18 protein-coding genes are annotated in these 18,640 nt (G+C 62.4%); 8 read left to right on the top strand and 10 right to left on the bottom strand.

Annotated elements, in window-relative coordinates; translation table 11 throughout:
• Nucleotides 1-2: 2 nt before the first annotated feature.
• The 4 genes from AC5O5I_RS15490 to AC5O5I_RS15475 form a co-directional block, all read right to left on the bottom strand.
• A complete protein-coding gene (locus AC5O5I_RS15490) occupies nucleotides 3-569 on the bottom strand; it encodes a DUF2589 domain-containing protein (protein WP_172229101.1) in 567 nt (188 codons plus the stop codon).
• Between the two features lie 75 nt (nucleotides 570-644).
• Entirely contained in the window at nucleotides 645-1,322 is a 678-nt protein-coding gene (locus AC5O5I_RS15485; protein ID WP_172286418.1) for a DUF2589 domain-containing protein, read from the bottom strand.
• A gap of 58 nt (nucleotides 1,323-1,380) precedes the next feature.
• The gene (locus AC5O5I_RS15480) at nucleotides 1,381-1,761 is read right to left on the bottom strand and encodes a Mor transcription activator family protein (RefSeq protein WP_172229105.1); all 381 of its coding nucleotides are present in this window, start codon (nucleotides 1,759-1,761) and stop codon (nucleotides 1,381-1,383) included.
• Between the two features lie 249 nt (nucleotides 1,762-2,010).
• Nucleotides 2,011-2,469: a hypothetical protein gene (locus tag AC5O5I_RS15475; RefSeq protein ID WP_172229107.1), complete on the bottom strand. Its 459-nt coding sequence runs from the start codon at nucleotides 2,467-2,469 to the stop codon at nucleotides 2,011-2,013.
• Nucleotides 2,470-2,620: 151 nt separating this feature from the next.
• Here AC5O5I_RS15475 and AC5O5I_RS15470 point away from each other — a divergent pair, with 151 nt between their 5' ends.
• Entirely contained in the window at nucleotides 2,621-2,809 is a 189-nt protein-coding gene (locus AC5O5I_RS15470; RefSeq protein WP_172229109.1) for a hypothetical protein, read from the top strand.
• Nucleotides 2,810-2,857: 48 nt separating this feature from the next.
• Here the strand turns inward: AC5O5I_RS15470 and AC5O5I_RS15465 are convergent, their stop codons facing one another.
• Nucleotides 2,858-3,232, bottom strand: a complete 375-nt coding sequence (locus tag AC5O5I_RS15465) for a fe2+ zn2+ uptake regulation protein (RefSeq protein WP_172229111.1) — start codon at nucleotides 3,230-3,232, stop codon at nucleotides 2,858-2,860.
• A gap of 196 nt (nucleotides 3,233-3,428) precedes the next feature.
• Here AC5O5I_RS15465 and pvdQ point away from each other — a divergent pair, with 196 nt between their 5' ends.
• Entirely contained in the window at nucleotides 3,429-5,741 is a 2,313-nt protein-coding gene (gene pvdQ, locus AC5O5I_RS15460) for a bifunctional acylase PvdQ (protein ID WP_494511091.1), read from the top strand.
• Between the two features lie 69 nt (nucleotides 5,742-5,810).
• Here pvdQ and AC5O5I_RS15455 read toward each other — a convergent pair whose 3' ends face one another.
• Together AC5O5I_RS15455 and AC5O5I_RS15450 are read right to left on the bottom strand one after the other, a co-directional pair.
• Complete coding sequence (locus tag AC5O5I_RS15455; protein WP_172227573.1) at nucleotides 5,811-6,533, bottom strand: UDP-2,3-diacylglucosamine diphosphatase; 723 nt, start codon at nucleotides 6,531-6,533, stop codon at nucleotides 5,811-5,813.
• Complete coding sequence (locus AC5O5I_RS15450) at nucleotides 6,530-7,033, bottom strand: peptidylprolyl isomerase (protein ID WP_494511090.1); 504 nt, start codon at nucleotides 7,031-7,033, stop codon at nucleotides 6,530-6,532. The genes AC5O5I_RS15455 and AC5O5I_RS15450 overlap by 4 nt, the downstream gene beginning before the upstream one ends.
• 248 nt (nucleotides 7,034-7,281) lie before the next feature.
• On the opposite strand from AC5O5I_RS15450, the gene AC5O5I_RS15445 reads away from it, so the two are divergent.
• Nucleotides 7,282-8,985, top strand: coding sequence for a glutamine--tRNA ligase/YqeY domain fusion protein (locus tag AC5O5I_RS15445; protein ID WP_172227577.1), 1,704 nt, complete (start codon nucleotides 7,282-7,284; stop codon nucleotides 8,983-8,985).
• A gap of 9 nt (nucleotides 8,986-8,994) precedes the next feature.
• The gene (cysS, locus tag AC5O5I_RS15440) at nucleotides 8,995-10,377 is read left to right on the top strand and encodes a cysteine--tRNA ligase (protein ID WP_172227579.1); all 1,383 of its coding nucleotides are present in this window, start codon (nucleotides 8,995-8,997) and stop codon (nucleotides 10,375-10,377) included.
• A 135-nt stretch (nucleotides 10,378-10,512) separates the two neighbouring features.
• On the opposite strand, the gene AC5O5I_RS15435 is transcribed toward cysS, so the two are convergent.
• The 3 genes from AC5O5I_RS15435 to csiR all read right to left on the bottom strand — a co-directional run bounded on the left by AC5O5I_RS15435 (nucleotide 10,513) and on the right by csiR (nucleotide 13,384).
• Nucleotides 10,513-11,904, bottom strand: coding sequence for a sensor histidine kinase (locus AC5O5I_RS15435; protein WP_494511089.1), 1,392 nt, complete (start codon nucleotides 11,902-11,904; stop codon nucleotides 10,513-10,515).
• Complete coding sequence (locus tag AC5O5I_RS15430; RefSeq protein WP_172227583.1) at nucleotides 11,882-12,562, bottom strand: response regulator transcription factor; 681 nt, start codon at nucleotides 12,560-12,562, stop codon at nucleotides 11,882-11,884. Before AC5O5I_RS15430 ends, AC5O5I_RS15435 begins: the two co-directional genes overlap by 23 nt.
• Before the next feature lie 126 nt (nucleotides 12,563-12,688).
• Nucleotides 12,689-13,384 carry a DNA-binding transcriptional regulator CsiR gene (gene csiR, locus AC5O5I_RS15425; protein ID WP_172227585.1) on the bottom strand — a complete coding sequence of 232 codons (696 nt, stop codon included), beginning with the start codon at nucleotides 13,382-13,384 and terminating at the stop codon, nucleotides 12,689-12,691.
• A gap of 194 nt (nucleotides 13,385-13,578) precedes the next feature.
• Between csiR and glaH the strand changes: the two genes are divergently transcribed.
• From glaH to AC5O5I_RS15405, 4 genes are all read left to right on the top strand, one after another.
• Nucleotides 13,579-14,556: a glutarate dioxygenase GlaH gene (gene glaH / locus AC5O5I_RS15420; RefSeq protein WP_494511088.1), complete on the top strand. Its 978-nt coding sequence runs from the start codon at nucleotides 13,579-13,581 to the stop codon at nucleotides 14,554-14,556.
• A gap of 114 nt (nucleotides 14,557-14,670) precedes the next feature.
• Entirely contained in the window at nucleotides 14,671-15,933 is a 1,263-nt protein-coding gene (gene lhgO, locus AC5O5I_RS15415) for an L-2-hydroxyglutarate oxidase (RefSeq protein ID WP_172288340.1), read from the top strand.
• Nucleotides 15,934-16,075: 142 nt separating this feature from the next.
• A complete protein-coding gene (gabP, locus tag AC5O5I_RS15410) occupies nucleotides 16,076-17,467 on the top strand; it encodes a GABA permease (protein ID WP_172288342.1) in 1,392 nt (463 codons plus the stop codon).
• Nucleotides 17,468-17,554: 87 nt separating this feature from the next.
• Nucleotides 17,555-18,448 carry a PA4780 family RIO1-like protein kinase gene (locus tag AC5O5I_RS15405; protein ID WP_172288344.1) on the top strand — a complete coding sequence of 298 codons (894 nt, stop codon included), beginning with the start codon at nucleotides 17,555-17,557 and terminating at the stop codon, nucleotides 18,446-18,448.
• Nucleotides 18,449-18,640 lie beyond the last annotated feature (192 nt).

The following is an 18,640-nucleotide window of genomic DNA, read 5'->3' as shown; positions in this document are numbered from 1 at the left end:
TGTCAACGGATGGTCGCCGCCTCGATGAATTCATTGGTCCCGGTATCGGGACCGGGCGGGTGCGGCGGGCTGGGGGCGCGTATCGGAGTGATCAGGCTGGTGTATTCCTCGATCAGCCGGTTCAGTGCTTCTGGTGGTTCACTGGCCTGGAACTGCATGCGGATCTGCACTTCGTCCGGGTCACGGTTTTCGCCCTGGCGACCCTGGCCGCCGATGGTGACTTTAAAGCTGGCGGTCTTGTTCTCCCCAGCGTGCACCAGAGCCTGTTTGGCTTCGGTACCTTTGACGCGCACCGACAGATCGACCTGCATACGCTCCAGCGCCAGGCCTTTGGGCGAGACCAGGGCGAACAAGGGCACGCGCATGATGTGCTGGCTGTCCATGGCCACTTCGACCATCTTGGCTTTCATGGGGGCGCCCAGCGCCTCGGCGTCGCATTCGAAGAACTGGTCGAACAGGTTGATGTACTGCTGTGCGATCAGGCTGTTGGTGGCGCTTGCGGCTTCTTGCAGGCCACGAGTGATTTCGCGCAGGTCGATGGAAGTCATCGGCGCGGGGGATTTATCCATCTGATTGGCTCCTGAGGCCAGGTGACACCCCCCTGGCGTCGCGCAGAGGGGCAGTTTCGGGGTAGGAGATGGCGGTCAAGGTAAAGACGGGGGCGGAGGGGTCTTTGCGCCAGCAGACGGGGTGATGCCATTCGTGGGCTCTTTCAAAGTGTCTTTCTGCGAAACCGTATCGGTGCTTTCCAGGGCCGCGGTCTTTACAACGGTTGGCTTGGTTGCCGCGTCCGTGAGGAAGTCGATCACCCTCATCACCGCTTCAGGCGGCTCCTGGCGCTTCAATGTAGTGTTGAATGCGTAGCGGGCACGGGTGTCTGTCTTGCGCGTTTGCGTGGACTTGTGGCTGACGCTGCCCTTCACATTCAGCTTGAATGGCCCCCAGCCCAGGGAGCCGCTCGCTTGTGCGCTCATGTCCTTGCCGGAGACGTCTTCCGACATCTGGTTGATGATCAGTTCGAAATCGACCGTGCCTTGTTCGATGGCGATGTTCGGGTGGGTGATGGCCGCCAGCAACGGCACTTTCATGGTCTTGCTGACCACGCCCTGGTATGCGCCCTGTTCGTCGACAATGGTTTCGTCGTAGTCAAACTGGATAGCTACCGCCTTGCCGTCCTGGACGCACACCTGCATCAGGAAATCGGCATACGATTTACTCGCAGTTATCTGCGCCTGGACCATTGCCTGAAGGGGGCCGGCAATCATGCGGTCCATCGGCAGGGCATTGATGACGGAGCCGATGAGGCTGTTATCTATCGACATTTCGAGGTGCTCTCTCTAGCGGGGGATCAAGGTGGCCGCCGATCGCAGCCACGGGGGCTCAGCGGACGCAAGGGTCCTGGCGCCGGATGTTGCCGATCTGACGCAGGCTCAGGCCGTACTTGTTGGCGAGCAGGCTGCGGGACAGGCCGTCGGCGCTTTCTTTCTGGATCTGCAGGTTGCGTAGCTGGCGCAGGAAATGGTCGACCTTGGGGATCTCCAGGGCGACCCCGGCAAAGCGCTTGATCAGCGCGTCGAGTGCTTCGGCTGGCAGTACGTCGGCGAGCTTGGTGCGCTCGCGGTGCTTGGGGATGTACTTGGGCCTGCCGCCGTAGGCGCAGGTCAGCTGGTAGGCGTTGTCGATGCCGATGCAGTCGATCAGGGCCTGCAGCGAGTGGGGCAGTTGGCTGATATCGATCTGGCTCAAATCTGGCAGTTGCATATGACGCTCCTTCGGGATGGGTGGAATGGGCTACCCGATCACCCGCGGCGTTATGTCGAAGGTGTGCCTGAATTTTCTGCGACAGACAGGCGCCTCGCTAGGCGGCATAAAGGTTGAGGGTTGTAGCTTCGGAGAACAGGTTTTGCGGGCATCGATGTCAGCCGTTGTAGGAAACGGCCTCAGCCATGGTATGTGGTTGCTGATTTCCCATGCGCTCGATCCCGCCTTTGCCAGTTGGTTGTAGAACCCTCAGTCGCAGGGATAGCTGCTCAGCAGGCTGGCGCTGTTCAGGTAGGCCCGAGGGCTGTCGGCCATGCCTTGTGGCAAGGTGCGCCAGTCAACCAGCAGGCACAGCGCATGCAACGGCGCCCCCTGCCGCTGGCCGATAACCCGGTCGGCAAAACTGCGGCGATAGAGCGCCTGGGTCTGCTGTACCGCCTGCACCTGGTCGGCCTGGGCCAGGGTCTGACGGGCCAGGTCGGGCAGCAAGGCTAAGGGCACGCTGAAGTGAGCGGGTGATCCATCGGCCTGCAAGTAGCCGGCCTGGCGTACGCGCTGCCACATTTGCTGCCATTGGCTGGCCCCTGCATGGGCAGCCAGCTCGCGGCCTAGCTGAAACAGCTGCTCGGAAGGTATCTGGCGGGTATCGAGGGCATGAAGGGAGAGGGGGGTCAGAAACAGTGACGCCAACAGCAGCGGTTTGAACATGGTGCCTCCGGCATGGGTGCTTGGGAGGCCCATGCTTTCAGGCTACCGTTACCCCACCCAGCAGGAAATGCAGCGCCGGGGCGGGTGGGCGTTGTATCATTGCCGCCGCTCGTTGCGAGCCATTTGCCCCTGATGTTGCAAGGAACCTTCGATGACACATGTGCAGCGCCTGAAATATTCCGTTCTGATCATCCTGGTGGTATTGGGCCTGATGCTGGGCCTTTCCCACCTGCAGAAGCAGGGCACGATCAGTGAGCAGACCTTCCAGATGCTGGCCATCGCCATCGCCGTGGTGGTCGTGGTGATCAACGGCATCCTTCGGCGCAAGGTCAAGCCCTGAGCCAAGCCCTGGGCTGTGCGGGCCGGCCAGCCATGGCCGGCCATGCGCTCAGCGCGGGAGAGCCTGCTCCAGTACGGCGCGTGCCTGGGGATTGAGGCTGTAGCACTTGTCGCTGCCCAGCTGGATGACGCCTTCGGCGCACAGCCGCTTCAGCACTTCGCGCACACTCAGGAACGACAGCGGAATGTCCAGCTGTTCCAGTTGTGCGTGCACGCCACGCACGCCGATGCTACGGCCGTGGCGGTCGGCGGCATGCAGGGCATCGATCACCTTGAGGCGGATCAGGCTGGTGCGCAGGCCAAAGGTGCGCAGCAGCTCGCGGATCTGCTCGTTGCCAATTCGCTCGTCGGCAAAAACGTCCTGTTCCCTGGGCGCTTTGCCTGGGACGCGCCCGGCCTGGATCGAGGTTTGCGGGTTGTACATGTGAATGCTCCTTTTCGTGGACGAACCCGAAATATGGGTGCCTCACTTACTAGGACGAATGAGAACGAAAAAACTGCAACCCACTCGCGAAAAAAATGCCTGTTCCTTTTCAAGACGTCCTATCGCCTTGTAATACGTAAAATTTTCATGTGGCCATTCGTCTGATCGGGATACCCCCCGAATCCGAGGAGCGCCTGTGTTTCCACTTTCCCGTCCCATGACCTGCGCTGGCCTGGCTGCCGCCCTTGTGGCCTTCAGCGGCGGCGTAGCAGCGCAGCCCGCCGCTGCCGATGCCAGTGCGCAGATCCGCCGTACCAGTTACGGGGTGCCGCACATCGTCGCCAAGGACGAGCGGGGCCTGGGCTATGGCATCGGCTATGCGTACGCCCAGGACAATCTGTGCCTGCTGGCCAACGAAGTGCTGACCGTCAGCGGCGAGCGCTCACGCTTTTTCGGTGCCAAGGGCAAGACCCTGGAGCAGCGTGACAACCTGGCCAGCGACCTGTTCTTCACCTGGCTGAACAGCCCCGCAGCGGTCAATGCCTTCTTGCAGGCGCAGCCGGCACCGGTGCAGGCACTGCTGGCGGGCTATGCGAGCGGCTACAACCGGGCGTTGGCCGAGCGCCGCCGCCAGGGTTTGCCCGCCGAATGCGGCCAGGGCGAGTGGGTGCGGCCGATCAGCAGCGAGGATCTGGTCAAGCTCACCCGCCGGCTGCTGGCCGAAGGCGGTGCAGGGCAGTTCGTCGAGGCACTGGCAGGGGCGCAACCACCTGCGTTGGCCAGCCAGCAGGCCCCGGCCGGCTTTGCCGCTGCGCTGGCGCGGCAAGAACGCTTTGCCACGGAGCGTGGCAGCAATGCGGTGGCCGTGGGCGCGCAGCGTTCGGCCAATGGCCGCGGCCTGTTGCTGGCCAACCCGCACTTTCCGTGGATGGGCGGCATGCGCTTCTACCAGATGCAGTTGACCATCCCCGGCCAGCTGGATGTGATGGGCGCGGCATTGCCGGGCTTGCCGGTGGTCAATATCGGTTTCAACCGGCACCTGGCATGGACGCATACCGTCGACACCTCGAACCACTTTACCCTTTACCGTCTGCAACTCGACCCCAAGGACCCGACCCGCTACCTGCTCGACGGCAAGTCGCTGCCGCTGGCCCGGCAAACCATCAGTGTGGCGGTCAAGGCCGAGGATGGCAGCCTGAGCCAGGTGCAGCGGCAGGTCTACAGTTCGCAGTTCGGCCCGGTGGTGCAATGGCCGGGGCGCCTGGACTGGGATACGCACACGGCCTACAGCTTGCGTGACGCCAACCTGGAAAATACCCGTGTATTGCAGCAGTGGTACCAGATCAACCGTGCCGACAGCCTGGCAGCCTTGAAGGGCTCGGTGGCGCAACTGCAGGGTATTCCGTGGGTCAACACGCTGGCCGTGGACGAAGGCGGCCGGGCCTTGTACCTGAACCAGTCGGTGGTGCCTTACGTCGACCAGCAGTTGCTCGATACCTGTAGCAACCCCAAGGCACAAGGGCGCATGGTCGTGATGGACGGCTCCCGTAGCGCGTGCCACTGGAAGGTCGATGCGCAGGCGGCGCAGCCGGGCATATTCCCGGCACGGCTGCTGCCGAGCCTTGAGCGCGAAGACTTTGTGCAGAATTCCAACGACCCTGCCTGGATGGCCAACCCGGCGCAGCCGCTGACCGGTTACTCACCTTTGGTCAGCCGCGACGACCAGCCGCTGGGCATGCGCGGCCGCTTTGCCCTGCAGCGCTTGCAGGGCACGGCGCTGTTGGGGGTGGACGACTTGCAACGCATGGTGACCGATGACGAGGTGTACCTGGCCAGCCTGGTGCTGCCAGACCTGTTGCAATGGTGCAAGGGTGCCGGTGTCGACGTACAGCCGGTTTGCAGCAGCCTGGCAGCCTGGAATGGCAAGGCCGACCTCGACAGTGGCATTGGCCTGGTGCATTTCCAGAACCTGTTCAATGCCCTGGCCGAGCATCCGGAAAGCTGGCGGGTGGCCTTCAACCCGGCTGACCCGCAGCACACGCCACGCGGCCTGGCAATCGAGCAGGCAGCTGTGGGCAAGCTGGTGCATGCTGCGGCGCTGGCTTCACTGAAACAGGTAAGGGAGAGCGGCATGGCGGGGGATGCGCGCTGGGGGCAGGTGCAACAGGCCATCAATGGCACGCCGGTAGCGGGAGGCCCGCAGGCACTGGGCGTGTACAACGCGATCTACAGCGTGCCGCATGGGCAGGGCAAGCGTCTGGTGGTCAGTGGTACCAGTTACTTGCAATTGGTCAGTTTTACCGACAAGGGGCCAGAAGCCCGTGGGCTGCTGGCGTTCTCGCAGTCGAGCGAAGCGGCTTCGGCGCATGCCAGTGATCAGACCAGGGCGTTTGCGGCCAAACAATTGGCGGTGATCCCGTTTACCGAGGCGCAGATCAAGGCGGATCCGCAGTATCGGGAAGTGCTGATCAGTGAGCGGGACAAGGGGGCGGTGGCCAACAGGCCCTGAGGCATTAGCCTGTGCTGGCCCCTTCGCGGGTTTACCCGCGAAGGGGTCGGTAGTACCAACGCTGCAATGTCAGGAAAACTCGAACGGCGCCAGCTGGAAGCCTTGCTCGTCAACCTGCAAGGCCCAGCCGCGGCGATCCCAGTCGCCCAGCACGATGCGCCGAGCCGGCTGCCCATCCACCACCAGCTTGTGGATCGCCGGCCGATGGGTATGGCCATGCACCAGCGTGCGCACGCCATGCGCCGCCATCACCTTCGGTACTTCGTCTGGCGTGACGTCGACAATCTCGGTGGATTTCATCCGCGTTTGCGTGCGGCTTTCGCTACGCAGCTTGCGCGCCAGCTTGTAGCGGGCCGAAAGCGGCAGGTGCCGCAGTATCCACAAGCTCAGCGGGTTGCGCAGCAAACGGCGCATCTTCATGTAGCCCAGGTCGCGGGTACACAGGGTGTCGCCATGCATCAGCAGCACCTGTTCACCGCCCAGCTCGATCACGCTAGGGTCGCGCAGCAATGTGCAGCCCGCGGCGTCGCAGAAGGCCTGGCCAATCAGGAAATCACGGTTGCCGTGCATCAGGTAGATGGCCGTGCCGCTGTCGCTCAGTTGGCGCATGGCCTTGCAGATCGACTGCTGGAACGGCGTCATGGCATCGTCACCGATCCACGCTTCGAAGAAATCGCCAAGGATGTACAGCGCCCTGGCATGGCGCGCGCGGCCGTCGAGCAGATCAAGAAACGCCCGGGAAATGTCCGGGCGTTCTTCTTGCAAGTGCAGATCGGAGATCAGCAGTATCACTCAATGATCTCGGCTTTCTCGATGATCACGTCGTCTTTCGGCACGTCCTGGTGGCCGGCCTTGGAACCGGTGGCGACTTTTTCGATGGCGTCGACCACTTCACGGCCTTCGGTCACTTCACCGAACACGGCGTAGCCCCAGCCCTGAACGTTCTTGCCGCTGTGGTTGAGGAAGTCGTTGTCGGAGGCGTTGATGAAGAACTGTGCCGAGGCAGAGTGCGGCTCCATGGTACGGGCCATGGCGATGCTGTACTTGGTGTTCTTCAGGCCGTTGTCGGCTTCGTTCTGGATGCTGGCACGCTTGTCGCGCTTCTCGTTCATGCCAGGCTCGAAACCGCCGCCCTGGATCATGAAGCCTTTGATCACACGGTGGAACACGGTGTTGCTGTAGTGGCCGGCGTTGACGTATTCGATGAAGTTGGCCACGGTGATCGGGGCTTTTTCAGCGTTCAGTGCAATGACGATGTCGCCGTGGTTGGTGGTCAGTTTGACTTTGGACATGCTGAAACTCGCTTTTTCAAGGCAATCGGGAATTAGGGTGCGCAGGGCGCCGGTTATCACCTGACGCAGGTTCAGGCGATCGCGACACATGGCGCGCACAGGCCATTTTGCCAGGCTGCGGCAAAAAGCCGTGATAAATCACGCCAGTTTGTCTGGCCGCGACTGTCAGCAGCTTGACTGCTTCGGCTATGATAGGCCCTTTGATTCAATCGGCCTACCCAGGCCAGACACATGCATTCAAGGATCCTATGAGCAAGCCCACTGCCGACAACGCGCCCAACGCCGCTGCCAAAGGTGCCCCCGCTGTCCCTGCGAACTTCCTGCGGCCGATCATCCAGGCCGACCTGGACTCGGGCAAGCACAGCAGCATCGTCACCCGTTTTCCGCCGGAGCCCAATGGTTACCTGCATATCGGCCATGCCAAGTCGATCTGCGTCAACTTCGGCCTGGCCAAGGAATTCGGCGGCGTCTGCCACCTGCGCTTCGACGATACCAACCCGGCCAAGGAAGACCAGGAGTACATCGACGCCATCCAGAGCGATGTCAAGTGGCTGGGCTTCGACTGGGCCGGTGATGTGCGCTACGCCTCCAGCTACTTCGACCAGCTGCACGACTGGGCGGTCGAGCTGATCAAGGCTGGCAAGGCCTATGTCTGCGACCTTACCCCCGAGCAGGCCAAGGAATACCGCGGCAACCTCAAGGAGCCGGGCAAGAACAGCCCGTTCCGCGAGCGCAGCGTGGAGGAAAACCTCGACCTGTTCGCCCGCATGAAGGCCGGCGAGTTCAAGGACGGCGAGCGCGTGCTGCGGGCCATGATCGACATGGCATCGCCGAACATGAACCTGCGCGACCCGATCCTGTACCGCATCCGCCATGCCCACCACCACCAGACCGGTGACAAGTGGTGCATCTACCCCAACTACGACTTCACCCATGGCCAGTCGGACGCCATCGAGGGCATTACCCACTCGATCTGCACCCTGGAGTTCGAAGGGCATCGTCCGCTGTACGAATGGTTCCTCGACAACCTGCCGGTACCGGCGCACCCGCGCCAGTACGAGTTCAGCCGCCTGAACCTGAACTACACCATCACCTCCAAGCGCAAGCTCAAGCAACTGGTCGATGAAAAGCACGTCGACGCCTGGGACGACCCGCGCATGTCGACCTTGTCCGGCTTCCGTCGCCGTGGCTACACCCCGGCCTCGATCCGCAATTTCTGCGAAATGATCGGCACCAACCGTTCCGACGGCGTGGTCGACATGTCGATGCTCGAATTCAGCATCCGTGACGACCTGGACCGCACCGCACCACGCGCCATGTGCGTGCTGCGCCCGCTGAAAGTGGTCATCACCAACTACCCGGAAGGGCAGGTCGAGCAGCTTGAACTGCCGCGCCACCCCAAGGAAGACATGGGCGTGCGCGTGCTGCCGTTTGCCCGTGAACTGTACATCGACCGCGACGATTTCATGGAAGAGCCGCCCAAGGGCTACAAGCGCCTGGAGCCTGCCGGTGAAGTGCGCCTGCGTGGCAGCTATGTGATCCGCGCCGACGAGGCCATCAAGGACGCCGACGGCAACATCGTCGAACTGCGCTGCTCGTACGACCCGCAAACCCTGGGCAAGAACCCCGAAGGCCGCAAGGTCAAGGGCGTGATCCACTGGGTGCCGGCCGCAGGCAGCGTCGAATGCGAAGTGCGCCTGTACGACCGCCTGTTCCGCTCGCCGAACCCGGAAAAGACCGAAGACGGCGGCAGCTTCCTCGACAATATCAACCCGGATTCGCTGCAAGTGCTCAGCGGTTGCCGTGCCGAGCCGTCGCTGGCCCAGGCGCAACCCGAGGACCGCTTCCAGTTCGAGCGCGAAGGCTACTTCTGCGCCGACCTGAAAGACAGCCAGCCGGGCCGCCCGGTGTTCAACCGCACCGTCACCCTGCGTGACTCCTGGGGCAGCTGAGGAACCGCCGTGCTTACCATCTACAACACCCTGAGCAAAGCCAAGGAAACCTTCAAGCCGCTGGATGGCAACAAGGTGCGCATGTACGTGTGCGGCATGACCGTGTACGACTACTGCCACCTGGGCCATGGCCGCAGCATGGTGGCCTTCGACCTGGTCACCCGCTGGCTGCGCAAGAGCGGCTACGACCTGACCTACGTACGCAATATCACCGACATCGATGACAAGATCATCAATCGGGCCAACCAGAACGGCGAAACGTTCGATGCGCTGACTGCCCGCATGATCGATGCGATGCACGAAGACGAGCGTCGCCTGAACATTCTGCCGCCGGACCAGGAGCCGCGTGCCACCGACCATATCGCCGGCATGCACGCAATGATCCAGACCCTGATCGACAAGGGCTATGCCTACGCCCCGGGCAATGGTGACGTGTATTACCGCGTCGGCAAGTTCGTCGGCTACGGCAAGCTGTCGCGCAAGAAAATCGAAGACCTGCGCATCGGTGCGCGTATCGAGGTCGACGAAGCCAAGCAGGACCCGCTGGACTTCGTGCTGTGGAAAGGCGTCAAGCCAGGTGAGCCGAGCTGGGAATCGCCATGGGGGCCGGGCCGTCCGGGCTGGCATATCGAGTGTTCGGTGATGTCGACCTGCTGCCTGGGCGAGAGCTTCGACATCCACGGCGGTGGCAGCGACCTGGAGTTCCCGCACCACGAGAACGAGATTGCCCAGAGTGAGGCGGCCACCGGCAAGCAGTACGCCAACGCCTGGATGCACTGCGGCATGATCCGCATCAATGGCGAGAAGATGTCCAAGTCGTTGAACAACTTCTTCACCATCCGCGACGTGCTTGAAAAGTATCACCCGGAAGTGGTGCGCTACCTGCTGGTGGCCAGCCACTACCGCAGTGCGATCAACTATTCCGAAGACAGCCTGCGTGACGCCAAGGGTGCGCTGGAGCGCTTCTACCACGCCTTGCGCGGCTTGCCACGGGTGGCGGCCAAGGGCGGCGAAGCGTTTGTCGAGCGTTTCAGCGTGGCGATGAACGACGACTTCGGTACCCCCGAAGCCTGCGCCGTGCTGTTCGACCTGGTGCGCGAGATCAACCGCCTGCGTGACAGCGATGCGGTAGCTGCCGCCGGCCTGGCCGGTCGCCTGCGCGAGTTGGGCGATGTGCTGGGTGTGCTGCAGCTGGATGCCGATGACTTCCTGCGGGCCGGTGCCGAGGGCAAGGTGGATGCGGCCGAGGTCGAGGGTTTGATCCAGGCGCGCCTGCAGGCGCGTACGGACAAGAACTGGGCCGAGTCGGACCGCATTCGCGACCAGCTGACCGCCATGGGTGTTGTGCTGGAAGACAGCAAGGGCGCTACTACCTGGCGTCTGGCTGACTGATCCAGCAAGTGGGGCCGCGTTGCGGCCCAATCGCCGGCAAGCCAGCTCCCACAGGTACACCATCGCCTTTGAGGCCTGCGCTGTACCTGTGGGAGCTGGCTTGCCGGCGATTGGGCTGCAAAGCAGCCCCAATGGTTATTTGGCTAGCCCGGCCAGTGGACAATGTAATACCAGCTTCGCTCCACCCAACGGGCTATCGCCAATCTCCAACCCGAACCCATGCAAGTCGACGATCGCCGCAACGATCGATAACCCCAGCCCGAACCCGGCATGGCGGTGGCCTTCATCGCTGCGATAGAAGCGCTTTAACACCGCGGTTCGTTCTTCTTCCGGGATACCCGGCCCACTGTCCTCGATCGCTACATGCACGCCGTTCTCGTCATGCGTGGCGGTTACCTGCACCTGCCCGCCTTCGGGCGTGAACTTGATGGCGTTGCCCACCAGGTTGGCAAGTGCTTCAAACAGCAGTTCACGGTCACCGTGCAGTGCCGGTAGCTGAGCAGGTTGGTGCAATACCAGATGGATGCCGCCATCTTCGGCCAACGGCAGGTAAAAATCGTGCAGTTCTACCAGTAGCTCATGCGGATCGAGCTGGACAAAACCGGCCCGTCGTTGACGGTCTTCCAGCTCGCTGATGCGCAACAGCCCACGAAAACGTGCCATCAGGGTGTCGGTCTCACCGATAGCCTGGTCCAGCGCCTCGGCCTGCATGGAATCAGCGTCACTCTGCTGGCGAATGCGGTACAGCTGGGCGCGCAGGCGGGTCAGCGGGGTGCGCAGGTCGTGGGCAATGTTGTCACACACGCCCTTCACCTCGTGCATCAGCCGTTCGATACGGTCGAGCATGGCGTTGACGATGGCAGCAAGCATGTCCAGCTCGTCGCGCCGGGCCGACAGCGGCAGGCGGTGGGTGAGGTCGCCGGCGACGATCAGCTCGGCCTGGGCCTGAATGGCGCGTATGCGCTTGAGCGGCCGGCGGCGCAACAGGTACCAGCCGGCGAAGCCCGGGATGAGCGTCAGGGAAATGCCCCACAGCAGAGCATCGAGAATGATCCGGGTGACCACGAACAATGAGCCGTTATCACGGAACAGTACCAGCCAGCGGCCATCCTGGACCCTGATTGCCACTGCATCGCAGCTGTCGCGAGGCATGCGCGGGTCATCGGCATCCAGGCAGCGCTTGAGTTCATGGATCTTGCCGTCCAGCCGCAGCTCCGGGGGCACGGCGCGCACGCTGCCGCCAAGCGGGTTGAGCTGGGCGTCAAACAGGCCGTAGGCGTCGAAGCTGCGTTCTTCGAAGGCCTGGCTGGCGATAAGCGCGTCGTCCAGCTGTTTGCCGCTCATGTGCGCGAACAGGTGCTGGCGCTGCAGCATCGAATGACGGGTGAGCTTGTTCAGATAGCTGGACACCTCGAAGTACAGCACCCCCATGAGGATGCTGCTCCAGGCCACGAACAGAAAGCTGTACAACGCCAGCAGGCGGCTGGTCGAGGAGCTCCAGCCTTTAGACGGGTTCAGCAATGGCATAGCCCGAGCCCCGTACCGTACGGATCAGCGGCGACTGGCCGGGCGAGTCGATTTTCTTGCGCAGGCGGCCGATATGCACATCGATCAGATTGGTGCCCGGGTCGAAGTGATAGCCCCACACCTCTTCGAAAATCATCATCCGCGTGATGACCTGACCGCTGTGACGCATCAGGTATTCCAGCAGCTTGTACTCGGTGGGCAGCAGGTTCAGGGCTTGCTCGCCGCGCCTTGCTTCGTGGCTGATCAGGTCCAGTTGCAGGTCGGCGACCTGCAGGCGGGTCTGGGTCATGGGCACGCTGTTGCGGCGCAGCAAGACCTCCACCCGCGCCGCCATCTCGTCGGAGGCAAACGGCTTGGTCAGGTAGTCGTCACCGCCGGCACGCAGGCCACGCACCCGCTCGTCGACATCCGAGAGGGCGCTGATCATCAGGATCGGCGTGGTGATCTTGAGGCTGCGCAGGGTGGTGACGATGGTCAGCCCATCGACCTCGGGCAGCATGCGGTCCAGGGTGATCAGGTCGTAGCCGCCGGCAATGGCCTTGGCCAGGCCTTCACGGCCATTGTCGGCCCAATCCACCTCAAGGCCGTGGCTGGAGAGTTCGGCGACGATTTCCTGGCCGGTGACGGCGTCGTCTTCGATGGTCAGTACGCGAGGCATGCTGGTTCCCGGGCATCTAATAGAGACTGGATTGTGCCAAAGAATAGACAACCGCCGATTTAAGAAAAATTCATCTGGCACATTTGCCTGCACCGCCCTGTCGCCGGCCAGGCATGAGCAAGCAGTTCAGCGTGCGCCAATCCCTTCTGCATGCATGATCTGCGCAATGATCGGCACCGGGGTCATCAGGTGCGAGCGCATCATCGCGCTGGCGCGCTTGGCATCGCGGGCCAGGAGCACCTCCACCAGCGCGGCATGCTCCTGGCGCTTGAGCTCCAGCGCCTGTTCGGAGAACACCGTCTGCGTCAGCCACAGATGGCGATAGCGCTCCGCCTGGTCAAACAGGTAAGTACGTGCCTGCAGCAGGTGCTTGGAGCCGCAACCCGAGGCAATGGCAGTGTGAAACGCCTTGTGCCGTTCGTCCCACACATCCAGGCGCTGTTCGCGGGTTTTCACTTCCACCACCTTGGCCAAGGTATGCGAGTGGGCCAGCACCGACGCCTCCCAGGCATCGTCACCGCGTTCGATGGCCAGGGCGATGATCATGGCCTCCAGATTGGCGCGGGCATCGTAGATGTCGTTCATCTCGTCCAGCGACATGGGCGCCACGCGGTAGCCTTTCTGGCTGATCGCGTTGACCAGGTGTTCGGCCACCAGTTGCGACAGCGCCTCGCGCAGGGGGCCCACGCCGAGGTCGTAGCGGTCCTTTAGGGCGCTCATCAACAGCTTTTCGCCTGGCTTGAACACGCCACGGATGATGTCCTTCTTGAGCCTCTCATACCCGCTGAATGCTGAGTTTTGTCGTGGGGCGAGCGCTTCCAAGATCCTGTTCCTCAAAACGTTTTGCCGATCATACCGAAACCGATGGCTGGCGAAAAACAATGGACAATCTCAAATAACGTAGTCGAATTATAAAAATGTAGACATTTTCAGTGAGTGGCGATATTTTTGCTTTGCCCGCACTGATCCAGGTCACCACCGGACGGCGCCTTCCACCTTTTTGCCAGGACCCTGCCATGAACGCTTTTACGCAAATCGAAGAACTTGTCATGCCGCTCCCGCTCGAACCGCGTGGTTACACTCTGGCGCCTTCGAAACAGTCGCCGCGCCTGCTTGAACTGACCTTTGCCAGGGAAACCGTGGAAGCGTTCGTGCAGGCAGCCGCGCAATGGCCGGTCCAGGCGCTGGAGTACAAGTCGTTTCTGCGTTTTCGGCTGGGCGAAATCCTCGACGAGCTGTGCCACGGCACTTTGCGCCCGGTATTGCTGAACACCATCCTCGACCGCGGCACTGGCGGCATGCTGATTACCCCACTGGGCCTGGATGACGTAAGCCAGGCCGAGGACATGGTCAAGTTCACCACTGCGTGTGCACACCTGATCGGCCGCTCCAACTACGACGCCATGAGCGGCCAGTTCTACGCGCGCTTCGTGGTGGTCAACAGCGACGATTCCGACAGCTACCTGCGCCAGCCACACCGGGTCATGGAGCTGCACAACGACGGCACCTTCGTGAACCAGATCACCGACTATGTGTTGATGCTGAAGATCGACGAAAGAAACATGGAAGGCGGCAACTCGCTGCTGCTGCACCTGGACGACTGGGAGCAGTGCGAGGAATTCTTCCGCCACCCGATGGCCCGCCGTGAAATGCGCTGGACCGCGCCACCGAGCAAGAAAGTGGCTGAGGATGTGTTCCATTCGGTATTCGACACCGATGGCGAAGGCCGCCCGACCATGCGCTACATTGACCAGTTCGTGCAGCCGGAAAACTACGAGGAAGGGATCTGGCTGAACGCCTTGTCCGAATCGCTGGAAGGCAGCGACAAGAAGGTGTCGGTACCGGTGGGGGTGGGCAGCTTCCTGCTGATCAACAACCTGTTCTGGCTGCATGGGCGCGACCGCTTCACCCCGCACGATGGCCTGCGCCGCGAACTGATGCGCCAGCGTGGATACGTCGCCTTCCCCAAACCGCTGTACCAGCGCGGGCAATGATGACAGGGCGCGGGGCGGGCGCCTGCCTGCGCGTCTTTGCACAACAATGATGCAGCCAGGGCCCGCGCGGGCCCTGGCCGGCAACCAGGCAATGCCTGCGTGTGAGGTAAGGCTGTGTACGACTTCATTATTATCGGTGGCGGCATCGTGGGCATGTCCACGGCCATGCACTTGATCAGGCTCTACCCGGACGCGAAGATCGTGCTGCTGGAGAAAGAGAGCGGCCCGGCCCGTCACCAGACCGGGCACAACAGCGGCGTGATCCACGCCGGCGTGTATTACACCCCCGGTAGCCTCAAGGCGCGCTTCTGCCTTGAAGGCAACAAGGCCACCAAGGCCTTCTGCACCCAGCACGGTATTCGCTTCGATGAGTGCGGCAAGCTGCTGGTGGCCACCAACGACCTGGAAATGCAGCGCATGAAGGCGCTGTGGGAGCGTACCGAGGCCAATGGCCTGGAGCGCTACTGGTTGTCGTCGGCCGAGTTGCGCGAGCGCGAGCCCAATATCGTGGGCATGGGCGGCATCTTCGTGCCCTCCAGCGGCATCGTCAATTACGCCGAAGTGACCGCTGCCATGGGCGTTGAATTCCAGCGTGCAGGCGGCGAAATTCGCTATGGCGCGGAAGTGGTGGGGCTGAAGGAGCTGGCCAGCGAAGTGATCGTGCACACTCAGGGCGCCAAGCCCGGCGATGAACTGCGTAGCCGCTTCCTGGTGACCTGCTCGGGCCTGATGGCCGACCGCGTGGTGAGCATGCTGGGCCTGCGCACCGAGTTCGTGATCTGCCCGTTCCGCGGCGAGTACTACCTGCTGCCCAAGCAGCACAACCAGATCGTCAACCACCTGATCTACCCGATTCCCGACCCGTCGATGCCGTTTCTGGGCGTGCACCTGACGCGCATGATCGACGGCACCGTCACCGTTGGCCCCAACGCCGTGCTGGCGATGAAACGTGAGGGCTATCGCAAGACCGACGTCAGCCCCGGCGACCTGTTCCAGACCCTGACTACCCCCGGCATCCTCAAGGTCCTGGCGAAAAACTTCCGCCCGGGGATGATCGAGATGAAGAACTCGCTGTTCAAGGGCGGGTACCTCAAGCAGGTGCAGAAGTACTGCCCTGGCATCACCAAGGCCGACCTCACGCCATATCCTGCCGGGGTGCGTGCCCAGGCGGTGTCGCGTGACGGCAAGCTGATCGATGACTTCCTGTTCGTCAACACTGCGCGCAGCGTCAACGTGTGCAACGCACCGTCGCCGGCTGCCACTTCGGCCATTCCGATTGGCGCCTACATCGTCGACAAGGTGCGCGAGCAAGTCAGCCTGCAAGGCGGCAACACACCCAAGGCAGACCTGGCCGCCAGCCAGCGGGCTGCCAGCTGATACACCGTTCTGCGGTTTCGTTTTACTCAACCCGAACTGCCCTACTCACCATTTAGGGCAGGGCGGGCTTTTTCGCGCCTGCGTCGGTCCCGTGCAGCCGGCGGCCCCTTCGCGGGCATGACAAAAATAACAAGGTAGCGCCATGCAAACCCACAAGAACAACTTGAGTCATGGATTGAAATCACGGCATGTCACCATGCTGTCCATCGCTGGCGTGATCGGTGCCGGCCTGTTTGTCGGCTCCGGCCGCGCGATTGCCGAAGCTGGGCCGGCAACCATTCTGGCCTATATCCTGGCCGGGGGCCTGGTGGTCCTGGTGATGCGCATGCTCGCGGAAATGGCGGTTGCGTCGCCGGACACCGGTTCGTTCTCCACCTATGCCGACCTCGCCATCGGCAAATGGGCCGGCTACACCATCGGTTGGCTGTACTGGTGGTTCTGGGTGCTGATCATCCCCATCGAAGCCAGTATCGCGGCCACCATCATCAACTCCTGGGTGCCGCAGTTCGAGATCTGGGTGTTGTCGCTGGTGATCACCTTGCTGCTGACTGCCACCAACCTGTTCAGCGTGAAGAACTACGGCGAGTTCGAGTTCTGGCTGGCGCTGGTGAAAGTGGTGGCCATCGTCGCCTTCATCGCGCTTGGCGTGTGCGCCATTTTCGGCCTGCTGCCAGGTTCCGGCGTCAGTGGTGTTTCGCGCCTGTGGGAACATGGTGGCTTCATGCCCAACGGCTTCGGTGCTGTGCTCAGCGCCATGCTGATTACCATGTTCTCGTTCCTCGGCGCCGAGGTGGTGACCATTGCTGCGGCCGAGTCCAACGAAGCAGGCAAGCATATTTCCAAGGCCACCAACTCGGTGATCTGGCGGATCACCCTGTTCTATGTCCTGTCGATCTTCATCGTCATTGCCCTGGTCCCCTGGACCGACCCGCGCCTGGCAGGTGAGGGCTCCTACTTCGCGGTGCTGGACACCCTCGGCGTGCCAAATGCCAAGGCCATCATCGACTTCGTGGTGCTGACCTCGGTCACCAGCTGCCTCAACTCGTCGTTGTACACCGCCTCGCGCATGGTCTACTCATTGAGCCGCCGCGGTGACGCCCCGGCCTGTGCCCAGGTCACCAGCCGCAGCGGCACGCCAGTGGTTGCGGTGCTGCTGTCCACGGGCGCCGCGTTCCTGGCGGTGATCGCCAATTACCTGGTCCCGGCCAAGGTGTTCGGCTTCCTGATGGCCAGCTCCGGCGCCATTGCCCTGCTGGTCTATCTGGTCATTGCCATTTCCCAGCTGCGCCTGCGCAAGCGCCTGACCGCCCAGGGCAAGACGCTGAGCTATCGCATGTGGCTGTTCCCGTGGCTGACCTGGGCGGTAATCCTGTTCATCAGTGGCGTGCTGGTGCTGATGCTGCTGCGCCCCGACCATCGTCTGGAAGTGGTGTCGACCATGGTACTGGCGGTGTTGGTGGTGTGTTCGGGGCTGCTGGTCACCCGCCGTCGGGCGCGTGCGCTGGCTGTTGGCGGCGTGGGGCAGGGCGCGTGATGCGCCTTGGTTGAAGACAGACGAGCAAGTCGCATCCGGCTGTGAGAGGATGTCCGCCATTACAGCCAGGACCCCGAACCCAGCCTGATGAAGACACCCAAAAGAATAGAGCCCCTGATCGAGGACGGCCTGGTCGACGAAGTACTGCGACCGTTGATGAGTGGCAAGGAAGCCGCTGTGTATGTGGTGCGTTGCGGCACCCAGGTGCGCTGCGCCAAGGTTTACAAAGAAGCCAACAAGCGCAGTTTCCGCCAGGCCGCCGAATACCAGGAAGGCCGCAAGGTGCGCAACAGCCGTCAGGCCCGGGCCATGGCCAAAAGCACCAAGTATGGTCGTAAAGAGGCCGAAGATGCCTGGCAGAACGCCGAAGTGGCGGCGCTGTTCCGTCTGGCCGGCGCCGGTGTGAGGGTGCCCAAGCCCTACGATTTCCAGGACGGCGTGTTGTTGATGGAGCTGGTAACCGATGCCGATGGCGATGCGGCCCCACGCCTGAACGATGTGCACCTGGAGGCCGAAGAGGCGCGTGAGTTCCATGCTTTCGTCATTCGCCAGATCGTGCTGATGCTGTGCGCCGGGCTGGTGCATGGCGACCTGTCCGAGTTCAACGTGTTGCTGGGCCCCGACGGGCCGGTGATCATCGACCTGCCGCAGGCGGTGGATGCAGCGGCCAACAACCATGCCTTCAGCATGCTGCAGCGCGATGTGGACAATATGGCCCACTATTTCGGGCGCTTTGCCCCGGAATTGAAAACCACCCGCTATGCGCAGGAAATGTGGGCGCTGTTCGAGGCCGGCAAGCTGCTGCCGGACAGCCTGCTGACAGGCGAGTTTGCAGACGATGAGCATGATGCCGACGTGGACGGGGTCATGCGCGAGATCGACGCGGCCCGGCTGGATGACGCCCGCCGCCGTGCGGCGCGGGCCGAAGCCGAGCATGGGCCGGCCAAGGCAGAAGAGCCGACGCCGCCCTGGTTGCAGTGATGTGTCACCTGGGCTGGCCTCTTCGCGGGTAAACCCGCTCCCACAGGGACTGCACATCCCCTCGAGACATGTGCAGCACCTGTGGGAGCGGGTTTACCCGCGAAGAGGCCATCGCAGGCAATCACCCACCCACGACACTCATGCTTTTGACGCAAGACAATATCTCGTCATTTAGCCTTTTCACGGGCTCAA

It is taken from the genome of Pseudomonas sp. 9_2_1, from assembly GCF_059295275.1.
The sequence above is the reverse complement of the archived record's forward strand: the minus strand, read 5'-3'. Positions and strand labels throughout refer to the sequence as shown.